Annotated in this window: 14 protein-coding genes; 9 read left to right on the top strand and 5 right to left on the bottom strand. The window is 65.4% G+C overall.

Translation table 11 applies throughout. The annotated features are described in order from the left end of the window. From F2P45_RS21365 to F2P45_RS21385, 5 genes are read left to right on the top strand one after another with little or no spacing between them, the layout of a single operon-like run. The gene (locus F2P45_RS21365; RefSeq protein WP_166879708.1) at positions 1–2,241 is read left to right on the top strand and encodes a RelA/SpoT family protein; all 2,241 of its coding nucleotides are present in this window, start codon (positions 1–3) and stop codon (positions 2,239–2,241) included. A gap of 6 nt (positions 2,242–2,247) precedes the next feature. After that, a complete protein-coding gene (locus tag F2P45_RS21370; RefSeq protein WP_229505213.1) occupies positions 2,248–3,051 on the top strand; it encodes an MlaE family ABC transporter permease in 804 nt (267 codons plus the stop codon). A 25-nt stretch (positions 3,052–3,076) separates the two neighbouring features. Beyond that, on the top strand, positions 3,077–4,027 hold the full coding sequence (locus F2P45_RS21375; RefSeq protein WP_166879711.1) for an MlaD family protein: 951 nt from the start codon (positions 3,077–3,079) through the stop codon (positions 4,025–4,027). Beyond that, positions 4,024–4,692, top strand: a complete 669-nt coding sequence (locus F2P45_RS21380) for a hypothetical protein (protein ID WP_166879714.1) — start codon at positions 4,024–4,026, stop codon at positions 4,690–4,692. The genes F2P45_RS21375 and F2P45_RS21380 overlap by 4 nt, the downstream gene beginning before the upstream one ends. A gap of 22 nt (positions 4,693–4,714) precedes the next feature. Further along, on the top strand, positions 4,715–5,341 hold the full coding sequence (locus F2P45_RS21385) for a hypothetical protein (protein WP_166879716.1): 627 nt from the start codon (positions 4,715–4,717) through the stop codon (positions 5,339–5,341). On the opposite strand, the gene F2P45_RS21390 is transcribed toward F2P45_RS21385, so the two are convergent. After that, positions 5,342–7,153, bottom strand: coding sequence for a DUF4153 domain-containing protein (locus tag F2P45_RS21390; protein WP_166879719.1), 1,812 nt, complete (start codon positions 7,151–7,153; stop codon positions 5,342–5,344). It lies immediately after the preceding gene. 72 nt (positions 7,154–7,225) lie between these two features. Beyond that, a complete protein-coding gene (locus F2P45_RS21395; protein ID WP_166879721.1) occupies positions 7,226–8,485 on the bottom strand; it encodes a hypothetical protein in 1,260 nt (419 codons plus the stop codon). Positions 8,486–8,742: 257 nt separating this feature from the next. On the opposite strand from F2P45_RS21395, the gene F2P45_RS21400 reads away from it, so the two are divergent. Then, a complete protein-coding gene (locus F2P45_RS21400; RefSeq protein ID WP_187367202.1) occupies positions 8,743–9,141 on the top strand; it encodes a VOC family protein in 399 nt (132 codons plus the stop codon). A gap of 29 nt (positions 9,142–9,170) precedes the next feature. Here the strand turns inward: F2P45_RS21400 and F2P45_RS21405 are convergent, their stop codons facing one another. After that, entirely contained in the window at positions 9,171–9,863 is a 693-nt protein-coding gene (locus tag F2P45_RS21405) for a DUF1349 domain-containing protein (protein ID WP_166879723.1), read from the bottom strand. Between the two features lie 188 nt (positions 9,864–10,051). Here F2P45_RS21405 and F2P45_RS21410 point away from each other — a divergent pair, with 188 nt between their 5' ends. Next, a complete protein-coding gene (locus F2P45_RS21410) occupies positions 10,052–10,477 on the top strand; it encodes a MerR family DNA-binding protein (protein WP_166879726.1) in 426 nt (141 codons plus the stop codon). Between the two features lie 24 nt (positions 10,478–10,501). Then, positions 10,502–11,095: an NAD(P)H-dependent oxidoreductase gene (locus tag F2P45_RS21415; protein ID WP_166879729.1), complete on the top strand. Its 594-nt coding sequence runs from the start codon at positions 10,502–10,504 to the stop codon at positions 11,093–11,095. Here F2P45_RS21415 and F2P45_RS21420 read toward each other — a convergent pair. After that, positions 11,092–11,631 (bottom strand): metal-dependent hydrolase, encoded by a 540-nt coding sequence (locus F2P45_RS21420; protein ID WP_166879732.1) that lies wholly within the window; start codon positions 11,629–11,631, stop codon positions 11,092–11,094. The genes F2P45_RS21415 and F2P45_RS21420 overlap by 4 nt on opposite strands. A 600-nt stretch (positions 11,632–12,231) precedes the next feature. On the opposite strand from F2P45_RS21420, the gene F2P45_RS21425 reads away from it, so the two are divergent. Beyond that, positions 12,232–13,761 (top strand): slipin family protein, encoded by a 1,530-nt coding sequence (locus F2P45_RS21425; protein ID WP_166879734.1) that lies wholly within the window; start codon positions 12,232–12,234, stop codon positions 13,759–13,761. Positions 13,762–13,783: 22 nt separating this feature from the next. Here F2P45_RS21425 and xth read toward each other — a convergent pair whose 3' ends face one another. Continuing rightward, positions 13,784–14,572, bottom strand: a complete 789-nt coding sequence (xth, locus tag F2P45_RS21430; RefSeq protein ID WP_166879737.1) for an exodeoxyribonuclease III — start codon at positions 14,570–14,572, stop codon at positions 13,784–13,786. Positions 14,573–15,506: the final 934 nt, after the last annotated feature.

The raw sequence follows: 15,506 nt of genomic DNA on the forward strand, positions 1-15,506 counted from the left end.
ATGGTCTCGATTGCAGCACTCGGGAGCACAACGGCCGAACTGGTACAGGGGCTCAGCGCGGAAGATTGCGCCCGCGTCGAAAGCGCGCTGGCGTATGCCGGCGACGCCTACAAGGACCTGGCCTGCGCCTCGGGCCAGAACGCCTTCGATTTCGCGGTCGGCGTGGCCAGCACCCTGGCGTATTTAAGAAGCGATGCCGAAACCCGCATCGCCGGATTGATGTTCGAGCTGACGGTGCTCGATCCGAAGGCCGTGGAAGGGCTGGAAGCGCGCGTCGGACGCGAGGCGACCGACCTCGTGACCGGCGTGCGCCAGCTGATCCGCCTGCGCGACATGACGGTCGGCCACCAGACTGTCGGCCGTGGCAAGAACGCGGCCCAGCAGGCCGTGGCCCAGGTCGAAACCCTGCGCAAGATGCTGCTGGCGATGGCCACCGACATGCGCGTGGTGCTGGTGCGCCTGGCGTCGTGCGTGACGACCCTGCGCTATTTTGCCGACATCAAGCGTTTCGACGAGCTCACCTGCGCCTACGGGCGCGAGACGCTCGACCTGTACGCGCCGCTGGCCAACCGATTGGGCATCTGGCAGCTCAAGTGGGAGCTGGAAGACCTGTCGTTCCGCTTCATCGAGCCCGATACCTACAAGCGCATCGCCAAGATGCTCGAAGAAAAACGCATGATGCGCGAAGGCTTTGTGCAGTCGGCCATCGTGCGCCTGCAGAACGAACTGGCGGCGGCCGGCATCACGGCCGAAGTGTTCGGGCGGCCCAAGCATATCTACAGCATCTGGAGCAAGATGCGCGGCAAGGAGCTCGATTTCACCGAGCTCTATGACGTGCGCGCCTTCCGCGTGATCGTGGCCGACGACAAGACCTGCTACACGGTGCTGGGCGTGGTCCATAACATCTGGACCCCGATCCCGAAAGAGTTCGACGACTACATCTCGCGTCCCAAGTCGAACGGCTACCAGTCGCTGCACACGGTGGTCACCGCCGACGATGGCCGTCCGCTCGAAGTCCAGATCCGCACCCAGGAAATGCACAACTTCGCCGAATACGGCATCGCCGCGCACTGGCGCTACAAGGAAGAGGGCGGATCGAACTTCAAGGGCCATGCCTACGACGAAAAGATCGCCTGGCTGCGCCAGCTGCTGGCCTGGAAGACCGACGTGGCAGATGCCGTCGTCGGGCAGGAAGAGATCCAGCGCGAGTGGGTCGAAAAGCTCAAGTCGACCACCCTGGACGACCGCATTTTTGTCCTCACGCCGCAGGCGCGCGTGCTGGAACTGCCGGTCGGCGCCACGCCGATCGACTTTGCGTATCACCTGCACAGCGAAGTCGGGCACCGCTGCCGCGGCGCGCGCGTGGACGGCATCATGGTGCCGCTCAATACCGCGCTGAAAAACGGCCAGACCTGCGAGATCATCACCGCCAAGGGCGCGCCCGGCACCGCCGGCCCGTCGCGCGACTGGCTCAATGCCGACTACACGGTCGGCACGCGCACGCGCGCCAAGGTGCGCGCCTGGTTCCACGCGATCGACCTGGAGGAAACCCTGGCGCACGGCCGCGCCATGGTCGAAAAGTCGCTCCAGCGCGAAGGCAAGACCGCCGTCAACCTGGAGCAGCTGGCGCACAAGCTGGGCTTCGCCAAGGTCGACGATCTGTTCATCTCGGTCGGCAAGGAAGAATTCAGCCTGCGTCACGTGGAGCAGGCGCTGCACGACACCGGCGAAGTGGTGGTGCCGGAAGACGCGGTAGTACTCAACAAGAGCCGCGCCTCGAGCGTGGAGCAGGGCGCCAAGTCGGGCGTGCTGGTGGTCGGCACCGAAGGCTTGCTGACGGCGCTGGCCAAGTGCTGCAAACCGGCGCCGCCGGACGGCATCGTCGGTTTCGTCACGCGCGGCAAGGGCGTCTCGATCCACCGCGCCACCTGCAAGAACTTCGCCGAAATGCGCGCCAAGGCGCCCGAGCGGGTGATCCACACCGACTGGGGCCGCGCCGGGCACGACACGGTCTATCCGGTCGACCTGTTCATTCTCGCGGGCGACCGTCAGGGCCTGCTGCGCGATATCTCCGAAGTGTTCTCGCGCGAGAAGATCAACGTCATCGGCGTCAATACCCAGAGCGCCAAGGGGCAGGCGCGCATGACGTTTACCGCCGAAATCGGCTCGACCGCGCAGCTGCAAAAAGCCCTGGGGGCGATCATGGAGGTGGGCGGCGTACAACAAGCGCGGCGGCAGTAAGTGGCGATGCTGCCCAAGTCGTTCCTGTACTCCAAGCCGCGCGAATGGGGCCGGCACGCCTGGCGCTTTTTCTTCAGCTGGTGGTACATGGTGTACCTGGGGGCGGTCGCGCTGGTGATGGCGTTTTCGCCGTCGACCTACAACCGCAGCAACCGGCTGGCCACCTCGCGCTACATCTACACCAGCACCTGGCAGGTGCTGCCGTGGTTTACCTTGCTCGCGGCGCTGGTCAGCCTGGTGCTGATCCGGGTGGTGGTGGTGACCTCGCAAAGCTACGGCCTGTCGCGCTACGCGCTCGAGATGGTGGTGCGGGTGCTGGTGCTCGAACTGATTCCCCTGACCGCCGCCATGTTCGTGGCGCTGCGCGCGGGCCTGGCCTTCAACGCCGGCGACGCGCTGGCGCTGGCCGCCGCATCGACGCCCGACCGTTCGCGCCAGGCCCAGAACCGGCTGCGCCAGGACCTGGTGCCGCAGGTGATCGCCAACGCCTTCGCGGTCCTCTCCCTGGCCATGGTCAGCAGCGTGATCGTGCTGGTGCTGGCCTACACCAGCGTGTATGGCCTCTCGCCGTGGGGGCTGGGCGACTACACGCGCACGGTGGGGCGCATTTTCAACCCGGCGGTGACCATCGGCTTCGTGCTCAAAACCGTGTTCTTCGGGCTGTCGGTGGCGGTGATTCCGAGCGCCGCGATTCTTGAATCCCACCGCTACGGACGCACCTCCTCGTCCACCGTGCAGCCGGGCGCGGTGCGCCTGCTGTTCGTGCTGCTGCTGATCGAAGCCGGCTCGCTGGCCGTCAAATACATATAGCTGGAACAAACAAGTGGAAACCAATATGAGCCAGGCAAATACCAATCCGGACGACGCGCCGGCCGAAGCGGTCGCCAACGTCGAAGTCAAGGCGGTGCTGCTGCTGGTGCTGATGAGCGCCCTGATCGCCGCCTTCCTGCTGTACGTGATGTACGCGCGCGGGGTGTTCGAGAGCACCCAGCGCCTGGTGCTGCTGTCGGAGGATTCGGACGGCGTCATTCCCGGCATGGACGTGACCTTTTCGGGCTTTCCGGTGGGCCGGGTGCAGCGCGTGGAGCTGGCGCCCGACGGCAAGGTGCGCATCCTGGTCGACGTGCCGCGCAAGGACGCCAAATGGCTCAAGACCTCGAGCGTGTTTACCGTGGAGCGGGGACTGGTGGGCGACACGCGCATCAAGGCGTTTTCCGGCATCCTGACCGATCCGGTGCTGCCGCCCGATGCGGTGCGCACGGTGCTGCGCGGCGACACCGCGGCCGAGATTCCGCGCCTGGTCGCCAGCGCGCGCGCCTTGCTGGAAAACCTGGAGAACATGACGCGCAGCGATTCGGCCATCAACACCAGCCTGGCCAACATCCAGGCCGCGACCGGGCGCCTGTCGGGCAAGTACGGCTTGCTCGGCACGGCATTGGGCAGCGAGGGCGAGGCCAAAAAGCTGCTGCAAACGCTCGAACATGTCGACACTCTCCTGATCAAGGCCGACCAGCGCGTGTTCGGCAAGCAGGGCGTGATGGACGAGGCGCAGCTGGCCATTGTGCAGTTGCAGGCGGTGCTCAAGGACGCCAGCAACAGCCTGAAAAAAGTCGATGCGGTACTGGTCGAAGCGCAGGCCGTGGGCGCCAATGCCAAGGTGGCGACCAAGGACCTGGGCGCGCTGCGCGCCGAGGTCGACGCCAGCCTGCGCAAGGTGACGCGCCTGATCGATGAAATCAACCGCAAGTGGCCCTTTGCACGCGAGACGGAGCTGAAACTGCCATGAAGACCATCTACCTCGCGGCACTGACCGCCGCCGTCCTCGCTGGCTGCGCCGGCAATCCGCCGCCGCCGGCCTGGAAGGGCAACGCCGGCAGTGCGCTGGCCAGCTTCAGCGACGCCTGGCTGCGCGGCGAGAGCGCCATCGCCGCCACCGAATTCGCGCGCGCGCGCGCCGAGATGGCCAGCACCGGCCGTCCCGACCTGGTGGCGCATGCGGAGCTGGTGCGCTGCGCCACGCGCGTGGCGAGCCTGGAGTACGACAGCTGTCCCGCCTTCGAAGCGCTGGCGCAGGACGCCACGCCGGCCGAACGCGCCTATGCCGCCTATCTGGCCGGACGCTGGGACGGCCTCGATGCGGCGCTGCTGCCCGAGCAGCACCGCGCTGTGCTGGCGACGGCGCGCGCCAGCGACGGCAAGAGCGTGCTGGCGCCGATTGCCGATCCGCTGGCGCGCCTGGTCGCCGCCGGCGCCCTGATGCGCCAGGCGCGCATTGCGCCGGCCGACATCGTCGTCGCCACCGATACCGCCTCCGAGCAGGGCTGGCGCAGGCCGCTCCTGACCTGGCTCGGGGTATCGCTCAAACGCGCCCAGGCAGCCGGCGATACGGCGCAAGCGGCACGCCTGCAGCGCCGCATCGACCTGGCCGGCGCCACGCCGCCGGTCCCCTGATTTTGTTGACTGAAAAGGCTGTATGAATCATTCCCTGCGCAGCATCGCCACATGGAGCATGCTGGCCGTGCTGTTATCGAATACCGCTTGTAACGCCAAGGAGATGCCGGACTCGCGGCGCGACTATCTGCTGGCGCACGACCATGGCTGGATCGACCTGGTGGTCAAGGCGCCGGCTACCGCCCCGGCTGGCGCGCCGGGTTTCAAGCCGGGCGAGGCCTGCTCGGTGGGCTTGATGATCAACGGCGACATGCTGCTGTTCGAGAGCGCCAACCTGGCCGACGCCGGCAGCGCCGGCATTCCGGTGGGCTTTCGCTTCGTGGCGCCGGCCGGCAAGCTGGACGCCGCGCTGCACCTGCACGGCTGCGTCAAGGATGAACTGGTGCTCAAGCTGCCGCTGCAACTGACGAAAGACCATCTGGTCGCGCTGACCTTCGACGGGCTTGCGCTCACGGCCGGCGAGGCGACCCCGTTCGAGCCGACCTCGCTCGAATGGGTACGTACCGAAATGCTCAGGATGCAGGCCAACGCCCAGGCCGGCGACGCCGCCACCGGCAAGCTGACCACGCTCGCCACGGCCAGCGTGGCGCTGAACGCTTTCGGCCTGCTGGCGCTGCTGGGCTACGCGTGGAGCCGGCGCCGGCGCTGATCAGTCCTCGGCAGCCTTGTACCCTTCGGTCAGCTGGGCGCAGGAGGTGAAATTGCCTGGGCCGGTCGCATCGAACTGCAGCGTGGCGCCGGCGATCTCGATCTGCCGGGTGCGCGGCACCACCAGTTTGTAATCGCCTTTTTTGAGACGTTCGGCAAACTGCGGGCAGCGCGTCATGGTGTGCATCCTGGCGATGACGGTCCATTTGCCTGCGGCCGATTCGGCAAACACGGCGGGCGAGGTATAGGATTGGACACCGATGAACAACAGTTCATCCTTGCCGTCGGCGTCGAAATCGATCACGAACACATCGCACAGCGCTTTCGCGTGCGTCAGGCAATCAGGGACGTCTGAGGTGCGCTTCCAGTTCGATAGCGGAAAGCTGTCCGGCAAGCGTGCCGATGCCGGCCACACGTTCAATTGTTCGACCGGCTTGACGGTGTGCTGTTCGACGAAGCGATCGCCGGTGTCCGGCGTTTCCAGGGTGATTTTGGCGCGCTCCGCGACCAGCGCCGCCTGCGGGCCGGTCTTGCCTTCCTTGAGGCGGAGCAGGGCGGCGGCGCCATAGCGCTTCGATGCGGACTTGAGGAAGTAGTAGTCGAACTTCTCGGCGCTGACGGCGCCGCTGGCGAGGCGCGCGATCTGGCTGTTGACGGCGATGCGGTCCGGGTCGGCCAGCGGCGAGATCAGCGCGGTCAGCACGGCGATGGCGGCATAGGCCGTAGCCAGGTTGACCGGCGCCATGCGGCGCAGCCAGACGCCTGTGCCGAGCGCCGCCCACAGGTAGCCGAACGCGTAAAAGCCGGCCACCAGCAGCGCGGCGGCGGCGAAGATGCGGTCCGACGTCCAGCCATGGTCGCCCACGCGCAGGGCCAGCGCATAGGTGGCGATGGCGGTCAGCGGCAGCAGCAGGACGCAGGCGATGCGCGCGGCCAGGCGCACCAGGCGCGCAACCGAGTCGCCGACGGCGCCGTTCTGCCAGGCGGCGTTGATCAGCACCACCAGCAGCGCGTCGGCCGCCAGCAGCGCCAGGGTGGCGTGGCGCGTGGCCCACAGCGCATCGAGGCCGGTGAAGGGCAGGCACAGCACAAAACCGCCGATCAGCAAGGTGGCCACCGGCAGCAGCCATGACATCAGCACCAGCAGCAGGTTGCGGATGCCGTGCACGATGGCGGGCCGCACATCGGTCAGGTGCAGGGCGCAGGCAAAGGCGCAGCACAGCAGCGGGGAGACGAATAGCGGGGACTTCATCAGTTCCGACAAGAAGCTGATCTTGACCAGTTCGAACAGGGTGGCGCCGAGCCACATGGCCAGTTGCAGCGCGCCCGTGAAGAAGGCCGAAAACACCAGCTGGATGAAGAGCTTCCAGGCGATGTCGAAATGGGTGGCGTAGCTGGCCAGGCGGCGCCGGTCCTGCGCCGCGGCCAGCACCAGCGAGTGGCCGATGAACAGGATGACCACGCAGAAGAAGAACACCAGCGGCAGCGTGCCGGGCCAGCCCGACACTCGTTGCGCGGCGTCGACGACAGGCGTTTCGCGCCAGGAGGCATGCCAGCCGATGCCGGCCAGCATGCACGCCGCCAATGCGCACCAGAGACCGAGCAGCCTGGCCCGCAGGTGGCCGAGGCTGGAAATGGCGAGCACCGGCACCAGCGCGCCGGCCAGCAGCGCCGAGGAGCGAATCAGCGGGGCGAACAGGTCGTTCTGCGTGAACAGCAGGTACAGGAACAATCCCTGCGCCAGCCCGATGGCGGCGCGCGCCATCCCAATGGGTTTCGAGGTTTGCGGGACGGCGGCGGGGGAGGTGGGCATGATGGAAAGGCGGTGATGGCTGGTCGGGAATGGCAGCGCCGCCCGCGCACGGCGCGGCGCTGCCGCTTGTGCTTACTTGTGCTTGAGCGTCCAGGCCCCCGGTGCGGCGGCGCCGGCCAGCTGGCCGCTCATGTCGAACAGGGCGGCCTGGCCGGACTGGGTTTCGGTGGTGCCGCCGGCGACGCTCATGTTCAGTTTGACCACGCCGGCCTTGTCGACGCTGCCGGTGACGGCCGTCGTGCGCGCAGCCGCCTTGCACGATCCGGTGATCACGCCGCTAAAGCCGATGTTCAGGTCGCAGATGCCGTACCAGGCGCCGAAGTTACCGCTCCACGGGCCGGCGTAGCGGATCGGATCGAGGAATTCGCGGTTGGTCGAGGCCTGTCCGTAGCTGACCAGCTCGGTCGCGCTGGAGAAGCTGACGTCGCCCGAACCTTTCGACGTGGTCCGGGTGTTGCACGCCACCATCAGCCCAGTGATGATGTCGCGCCAGCAGGTTCGTTCGACCCAGTAGTTAACGTAGACGTTGGCGGTGCGCAGGTCGAGATTGGTTTCGTTGGAGACCATCTTGAGCGTGGAAAAAGTACCCGCCGGAACGGTTTTGCTTTCGATGCCGACCACCGTGCCCTTGCTGGTGAGCGCGCGCGCGGTTTCTTCCTTCGAGCACGGGATGCTCATGGTGCTGGCGAAGTCGAAGCTGTCGCCGACCGAGGCGCTGGCGGGCGCCTGCATGGCGGCCGGTGCGTAGGTGGCGGTGCAGCCGGCGTACGAATTGCTGGACAGCATGCCGCCCTTGGCGTCGAACTTTTCGATGGTTTGCGCGCCTTTTTCCTGGCTGACCGAATCGGCGTTTTCCCAGCCGCCGTCGGCGTTCACCTTCGTGATGGCCTGGGTGACGGATACCTTCCAGCCCATCGTGACGTCGGTGTAGGTGACAAAGTCGCCCACGGTGCGGGCCGGCAGGGTGTACGGGCCGCCGCTTGCCGGTGGCGTGACCGGGGGGGGCGTCGGGGTCGGTGGCGTCGGGACCAGGACCGGTGGCGTCGGCACCGTCGGCGTCGGAACAGGCGTCACGGCGACCGGCGGGGTGGTGGGCAGTTCCGGCACGGGAACCTGCGTCACGGGCGGCGGCGGGGTCGGCGTTGGCGTCGGGGTGACGGGAACCGGGGGCGGCTCGCTTGGCGCAGGCGGCGTGACGGGCGTCACCGCTGGCGGTGCGACGGGTACCGTGGGAAGTGCCGGTGCCGGTGCCGGTGCCGGTGGCGCATCGCTGCCGCCGCCGCATGCCGTCAGGGCCGTTGCCGAAATCAATCCAAGTAGTCGCATCCGCATCGCAGTCATCCTTTTTTGTCATTATATATATCTCTTCGGTCAACTATAAAAACAAATGTTGAATAAAGAGCATCGAAGGGCGCGATTATACCTGTTGCATAGTCTCAAAAATTGCTGAGAATGCTGTTTGGCTGTTTTTGCAACAATATTGGCCGAAAGAAGCGTTTTTTTCTTCGCGCACGTCGAGCGCGTGCCTGCTCGTTCGTCGTAGGGTAGAAGCACGCTACTGTCGATTCACTTTTCAATACGGAGACATCATGAACAAACAAGTCATCTTCAACCTGCCGGTCGGGGACCTGGGCAAATCGAAGGCATTCTTTGCGGCACTGGGCTTTGGCTTCAATCCGCAGATGAGCAGCGACAGCGCGGCGTTCATGAACATCGTGGACGGCAGCATCCACGCCATGCTGATGAGCGAAGACTGTTTCGCCTCCTTTACCAACAAGGGCGTGGTACGGGCGCTGGAGGCCAACGAGGTGATCATTTGCCTGAGCTGCGAGAGCGCGCGGGAAGTCGACAGCCTGATCGCCCGGGCCGCCGCGGCGGGCGCGCGCATCCCGCACCCGCCCGAGGATCATGGCAATATGTACGACCAGGGCTTCGAGGATCTCGATGGCCACCTGTGGAACCTGGTCTGGACGGCGGGCGATGCATGAGTGTGACTACCCGCCAAGGCCGGGCTTGATCATTCGCCCTGCCAGAAGTCCTTGAAAGTCGCATTCCTGAACTTGATATCGGAAAAGCGGGCGCGCAATTCCTCGCCCATGGGCGATTGCGCCGAGAAGCCGACTTTGACGGTGGCCGCGCCCGGCAGGCTGAAGGTGCGCACCATGCTCCAGCTGGTCCCGTCGGGCGAGGTATAGAACACGAACATGTCCTTGCGCCGCACCACCTTGAGGTAGACCTCGCTGCCTTCCCGGGTGCCGTGGTGAGCGTCATCGCCCACGCCCTTTGCCACGGTTGTCGAGATGCCCGGCTTGCCCGTTTTGGCCAGTTCGAACAGCAGCTTTCCCCAGGTCGCCTTGTCGCCGTAGACAATCAGCGCGGCGCCGTCGAAGGGCTGGCCGAAGCTGGCGCTGGCTTTGGCGGAAAAGATAAAGTCGCCGGCGGGCTGGAACAGGACGCGCGGGGTCTTGTCGGCCATCTCGGTGCCGTCCGTGTTGAGGTAGAGATCGCTGCCATTTTTTGCCACCAGTACCAGCGTCCCGGCCTGCACCTGTGCCGCGCCCTGATCGGCGCGCAGCTCGAGCGCAAATGGCAGGCCGGCGATCGCCGGCGCCGGCTCGCCCGGGGCGGGGGCGCTGGCCTGTGCTTGCAGGGCGAGCAGGGCCGCCGCCAATGCGACTGTAGCAACTACCGATGCCGGACCGCTTTTCATATCGAGATGCCCATCGTGGTGAGGGTGGGGCGCGCGCTGGGGTGGCGTGCCGAACAGTGATTGGAATCGATTCCAATCGCTGTCTCAAAGGTAACATGCTCGCTTCCTCCTTGTCAATATTCGCCTTCGGCGGCCGTCGGGGATACACTGCTGCCGTGTTTCTTTCATTCGACCATCGACAGACCAGCATGTACATCAGCGAATTAGGGCGCCGGGCCAAGGCCTCGCCCAAGGCCATCCGGCTTTATGAATCCCTCGGCTTATTGGGCAAGGTGGGGCGCAAGGGGACTTACCGGGTCTATTCCGAACAAAACCTGCGCCAGGTCCAGCTGATCCGCCAGGTGCAGGCGCTCGGTTTCAAGCTGGCCGAGATGGGGCCGCTGCTGGTGGCGGTGCAGGGTGCGCCCGACTGGGCGCGGCTCCTGGTGGTGGTGGAGCAGCGCCGCGCGCAGGTAGCCGCCGAGGTGGCGCGTTTGCAGGCGCTGGAACGCGCGCTGGGCGAGGTCGGCGCCGAAATCGGTGCCTGCCTGGCCGCGCCGCTGCCGTCGACCCTGGCCGATTGCGTCGACCAGGCCCTTGACTCTGCCCCATGGGACAAGCTGCATACTTCCTGAAATTCATTTTTTCAGGAGCATGACATGGGCGGCAAGACAGGAGCAAAACGCGTGCTGGTGATTGCGGCGCATGCGTCGGACGGCACTTTCGGCAGTGCGCTGGCGCAGGCATACGCGGAAGCGGCAGGGCAGGCCGGGCACGAAGTCCGGGTGCTGGCCCTGGACCGGATCGCCTTCGATCCGATCCTGCATCATGGGTACAAGGTGGTGCAGGAACTGGAACCCGACCTGAAACAAGCGCAGGAGTCGATCACGTGGGCAAATCACCTGGTGTTTGCCTTCCCGGTCTGGTGGGGCGGCGTTCCCGCGCTGCTCAAGGGTTTTCTGGAGCGGATCATGCTGCCCGGCTTTGCCTTCAAATACCAGAAGGGCAAAGCCTTTCCCGCCAAGCTGCTTGGCGGGCGCAGCGCGCATCTGCTGGTCACGATGGATACGCCGCCGTGGTATTACCGGCTGGTGTACCGCGCGCCGGCGATTCGTCAAATGAAAACGACCACGCTGGAGTTTTGCGGCATTACGCCGGTAACAACCCTGAGCTGCGGCCCGATGCTCGACTCCACGCTTGACAAGCGCAGCGCCTGGCTGGACCGGGCACGCGCCATGGCCGGCACAATCTAAGCCCGCCGTTTTCCCTGCTTGCCGCTGGCAACATACAGCGCCAGTCCGGCCAGCGCGGCCGGCAGCCATACCCACAGCAGTTCGGAGACGATCACCGCGATGCCGCGCGCACTGAGGAAGGTCTTGATGGTCAGCGGGCTGACCCGGATCACGCGCACCGGGAAGAACAGGCGCGCGTCCGACACCGGCCAGGCCAGCGCCACGCCCAGCCCGCCGGTGGTGAACATGTCGAGCAGGCCGTGCGAGACGGCGCTGGCGGCGATGAACAAAAAGGCGGCCAGGCGCGATGCGCGCAACTGTCGCGCAAGGGCCGCCGCCAGCAATCCCAGCACAATCGCGAAGGCCAGCGAATGCGATGCGCCCCGGTGCCCGAGTTCGTTCGCGTAGGGAACGCCCAGGTGCAAACCGGCGACGTCGACATCCGGCACGATCGATGCCAGCACGCCGGCCGCCAGCAAGCGGCCCGGAATCATGCGCGATCCGAGCGCCAGGCCGATAGCGAGAGGAACCGCGGGGTGCGAGAAAATGGTCGGCATGGGAATCGTCGTGGTGTGCTGTCGATATTGACGGGCGAGATGATAACGCGCCGCCGTGTTATCGGGAGTGCTTATCAGATAAATCTTTATGGCAATTTGTTATTGTTTTTGCGATATACTTCGATGGCGTTGCCATGGCGGGGAAGTCGCCGGATAAATGCAGCGGTCCTGGCTCGTGAGCGCAGGCTGGCGCGACGGCGTTACCGTTCGCGTACCGCATTATCCGGCCTTTCTCAGGTTCGATTCCTGATTATGCAACCGGTAGTTTTTTCCGGACTCACCATCCGGCTCGTGCGGGGTAAACTCTCGCAACACTCAAGCAGCATCCCTCAGGCGGCCAATTTCCGGTGGTTGCGCCACGCGGCGTCAAAGCATCGGCGCCGCATTGCGCAACGACAGCGTGCCCCGGCTTTGCATGGCAGTCACTCGGTGCCGGCCCTGCGTTTCAAACCGACGTATCAACGGTTATCCCGATCATCCCGCGCCTTGGGCTGGTCTGCATGGCCCGGCGTACCCGGCCCGATTCGGCAGCGCCATCCCGATACCGTCATCCGCCCGGTTGCGTGGAAGGCTGCCGCGAGGGTTTTATCGAGATACTCCATGTTCCAGCGAAAATTGATAGAAGAACGGCAGGTCGGCCTGCTCTCCACGCCAAAAGGATTCGACAAGATCCTCGGCGCGGGCAGTTACTTCCTGCCGTCCTCGAAAACCTTGCAGATATTGAGCCTGTCGGATTTTCCCGCCAACGTGCCGAATCTGGAATGGCTGGTCAACATGCATGGCGCCACCTTGGCCGCGCACCTCGATATCGTGCGCACTGGCGTCGATGAAGTGGCGCTGGTGATCAGCGGACAAACCCGGCATGTGGTGCCGCCGAATGCCTTGCAGGCCTTCTGGAAGAACGGCTTGCCGATCGAGGTCTTGCGCGCCCGCGCCGGCAGCGACCTGAAGGTGCCGGCCGACTGGCTGGCGCGCCTGCCGATCGGGGTGTCGATGGCGTGCATCAAACAGGTCGCGATTCCGGCGGCGTCGTTCGGCATGCTGTTCGTCGACGACATGTTTGCCGATTTCCTGGCGCCGGGGCGGCACGCCTATTTCGACGTGTTGCCGAAAACCAGGCTGGTCACGTCGCTGCAAGCGCAGGTGCTGGAAGCGAAAGACGTGGTCGGGTCGATCCTGGGCAGCGGCCACGCGGCTATCGGCGAGCACCTGTTTTCGGTCGATACCGGCGGCAAGCAGCTGGCGCTCTGGTGGGACAAGAACCAGCTGGTGCATGTATCCGGGCCGGCCAGGCAGGCGCTGGCCAGCCGCCAGCTGCGCGCCGAATCGATCGAACTCGATGGCGCGCCCTTGCCGGTGCCGGCCCATATTATCTCGGCCATGCGCGGCAATGCGGCGGTCGCGGCCTTGTTGCAGCCGTATCTGACGACCTGCGAGGTACCCTCGGAACACGTGGGCATGTTCCATGTGGACGGCGTGTTCGAGGCGACCCTGAAACCCGGTTTTTATGCGTACTGGCACGGCGGCAAGCGCCTGTCCATGAGCGCCATCGATACGCGATTGATCGTGATCGAAGTCACCGGGCAGGAAATGCTCACGCAGGACAAGGTGCAACTGCGCGTGAATGTCACGGCGGGCTACCAGATTACCGATGCGCAGCTGGTGACGTCCAAGCTGAACGACTACCGCGATTTCATTTACAAGGAAATCCAGTTCGCCTTGCGCGCCGCGATCGGCAGCCGCACGCTCGATGGTTTGCTGGAGAACAAAAACGACACCGACGAGCAGATTCTCGGCTACATGCAGAAAAAGGCTGCCGTGCTGGGCATCGCGATGATCTCGCTGGGCATCAAGGATCTGATACTGCCGGGTGAAATCAAGGCGATCCTGGGCAAAGTCGTGGAAGCGGAAAAGGCGGCGCAGGCCAATGTGATCCGGCGCCGCGAAGAAACCGCCGCCACCCGTTCGCTGATGAATACGGCGAAGGTCATGGAAGACAATCCGGTGGCGCTGCGCCTGAAAGAGCTGGAAACCCTGGAAAAGATCACCGAGAAAATCGAGCATCTGAATGTGTACGGCGGGCTGGAAGGCTTGCTCAAGCAGTTGGCGCCCTTGAAGGGCGCCGGGTAAGCAAAACCTGGCGCCGCCTGCCTCAGCGTGTGATCTTCGTCATGTCCAGTTCGATCCAGGTGGGCGCGTGGTCGCTCGGCTTTTCGCGTCCGCGCACATCGCGGTCGACATTGGCGGCCGTGAGCGCGCCGGCCAGCATGGGGCTGAGCAGCAGATGGTCGATGCGCAGGCCGGCATCGCGCCCGTAGGCATCGCGGAAATAGTCCCAGAAGGTAAAAATGCGCTCGTCCGGGTGCATGCTGCGCAGCGCGTCGGTCCAGCCCTGCGCCACCAGGCGCTGGAAGGCTTCCCGCGTTTCGGGGCGGAACAGGGCGTCGGTCACCCAGCGCTCGGGCTTGTAGACGTCCAGCTCGGTCGGGATGGCGTTGAAGTCGCCGGCCAGCACCACCGGCGCGCCGCTGGCCAGCAAGCCTTCGGCGTGGGTGATCAGGCGTTCGAACCAGGCCAGCTTGTAATCGAACTTGGGGCCGGGGCAGGGGTTGCCGTTGGGAAGATACAGGCAGGCGACCAGCACGCCGTCGATGGCCGCTTCCAGATAGCGGCTTTGCTCGTCGGCGGCGTCGCCCGGCAAGCCGCGCCGCACTTCCACTGGGGTCGTGCCGCGCGCCAGGATCGCCACGCCGTTCCAGCTTTTCTGGCCGATCCACAGCGCCTGGTAGCCGGCTTCGTTGAGGGCCGCTTCGGGGAAGCGTTCTTGCGGCGCCTTGAGTTCTTGCAGGCAGGCGACGTCCGGCTGGGTTTCTTCCAGCCATTCCAGCAGGGCGGGGAGGCGGCTGCCGATGCCGTTGATGTTGTAGGTGGCGATGCGCATGAAGTCTCCGCGTTCAATGTCAGTGATGCTATTTTGAACGCAGATGCCCATCGTCCGCCGCACGTTAGTGGCGTGGACCTTGAGTTCGTCGAGCGGCGAACAACGTCGCGGTTGACGATTGCTTTTAGGAATGAATAGTTTCGGATAGAATTGCCGGTTCCGGCGTACTTACGCGCGCGCAATCCCGAGGTACGCTGTTGTTCACTTTCCCATGACCTTACGCTGGCACAGTACGCCCCTGGCGCGCACGGTTCTGGTCGGCCTGGTCGTCGCCGGTACCTGCCTGCGGCTGGACTGGCTCGCCACGCAGTCGTTCCACGCGCGCGAGCGCGCCCGCGTGGCCGAACAGGTCGCCGCGCTGCGCTCGATGCTGGAACAGCGGCTGCACCTGCACCTGGCGCCGCTGGCGGCGGGAGCGGCAGTGGTGCAGCTGAAACCGGACCTGACGCAAGCGCAGTTCCAGCGCCTCGGCCAGGGCCTGCTCAAGGAAGCGCCGGCTGTGCGCACCCTGGCCTTGTCGCCGAACGCGGTGGTGCGCCATGTGTTTCCGCCCGATCAGGCCGGCCATCTGCACACAATACCGACCCTGGCCGAGGTCGAGCAAAGCGCGCGCGACGGCACGCTGCGCCTGGCCGGGCCGATGCCACTGGCCGATGGTGGCCTGGGCATGGTGGCGCGGCGCCCGGTCTACCTCGACCCGGACAGCCGGCTGCAATTCTGGGGCTTTGTCAGCGCCGTCATCGATTACGAGCGCTTCATGGCGCTGGCCGCGCCGCTGCTGGCCGCGCCCGACATCGCTTTCGCACTGCGCCACGTCAGCCCGGGTGGTGCGCCACGCGCCGTTTTCCACGGCGCGCCGGCGACCTTCGATGTGCTGTCGGAAACGGCGCTCATCGCCACGCCCGACGGCTTCTGGCAGGTCGGGGCGCGTCCG

Source organism: Massilia mucilaginosa (assembly GCF_011682145.1).
GTDB classification, from domain to species: domain Bacteria; phylum Pseudomonadota; class Gammaproteobacteria; order Burkholderiales; family Burkholderiaceae_D; genus Telluria_A; species Telluria_A mucilaginosa.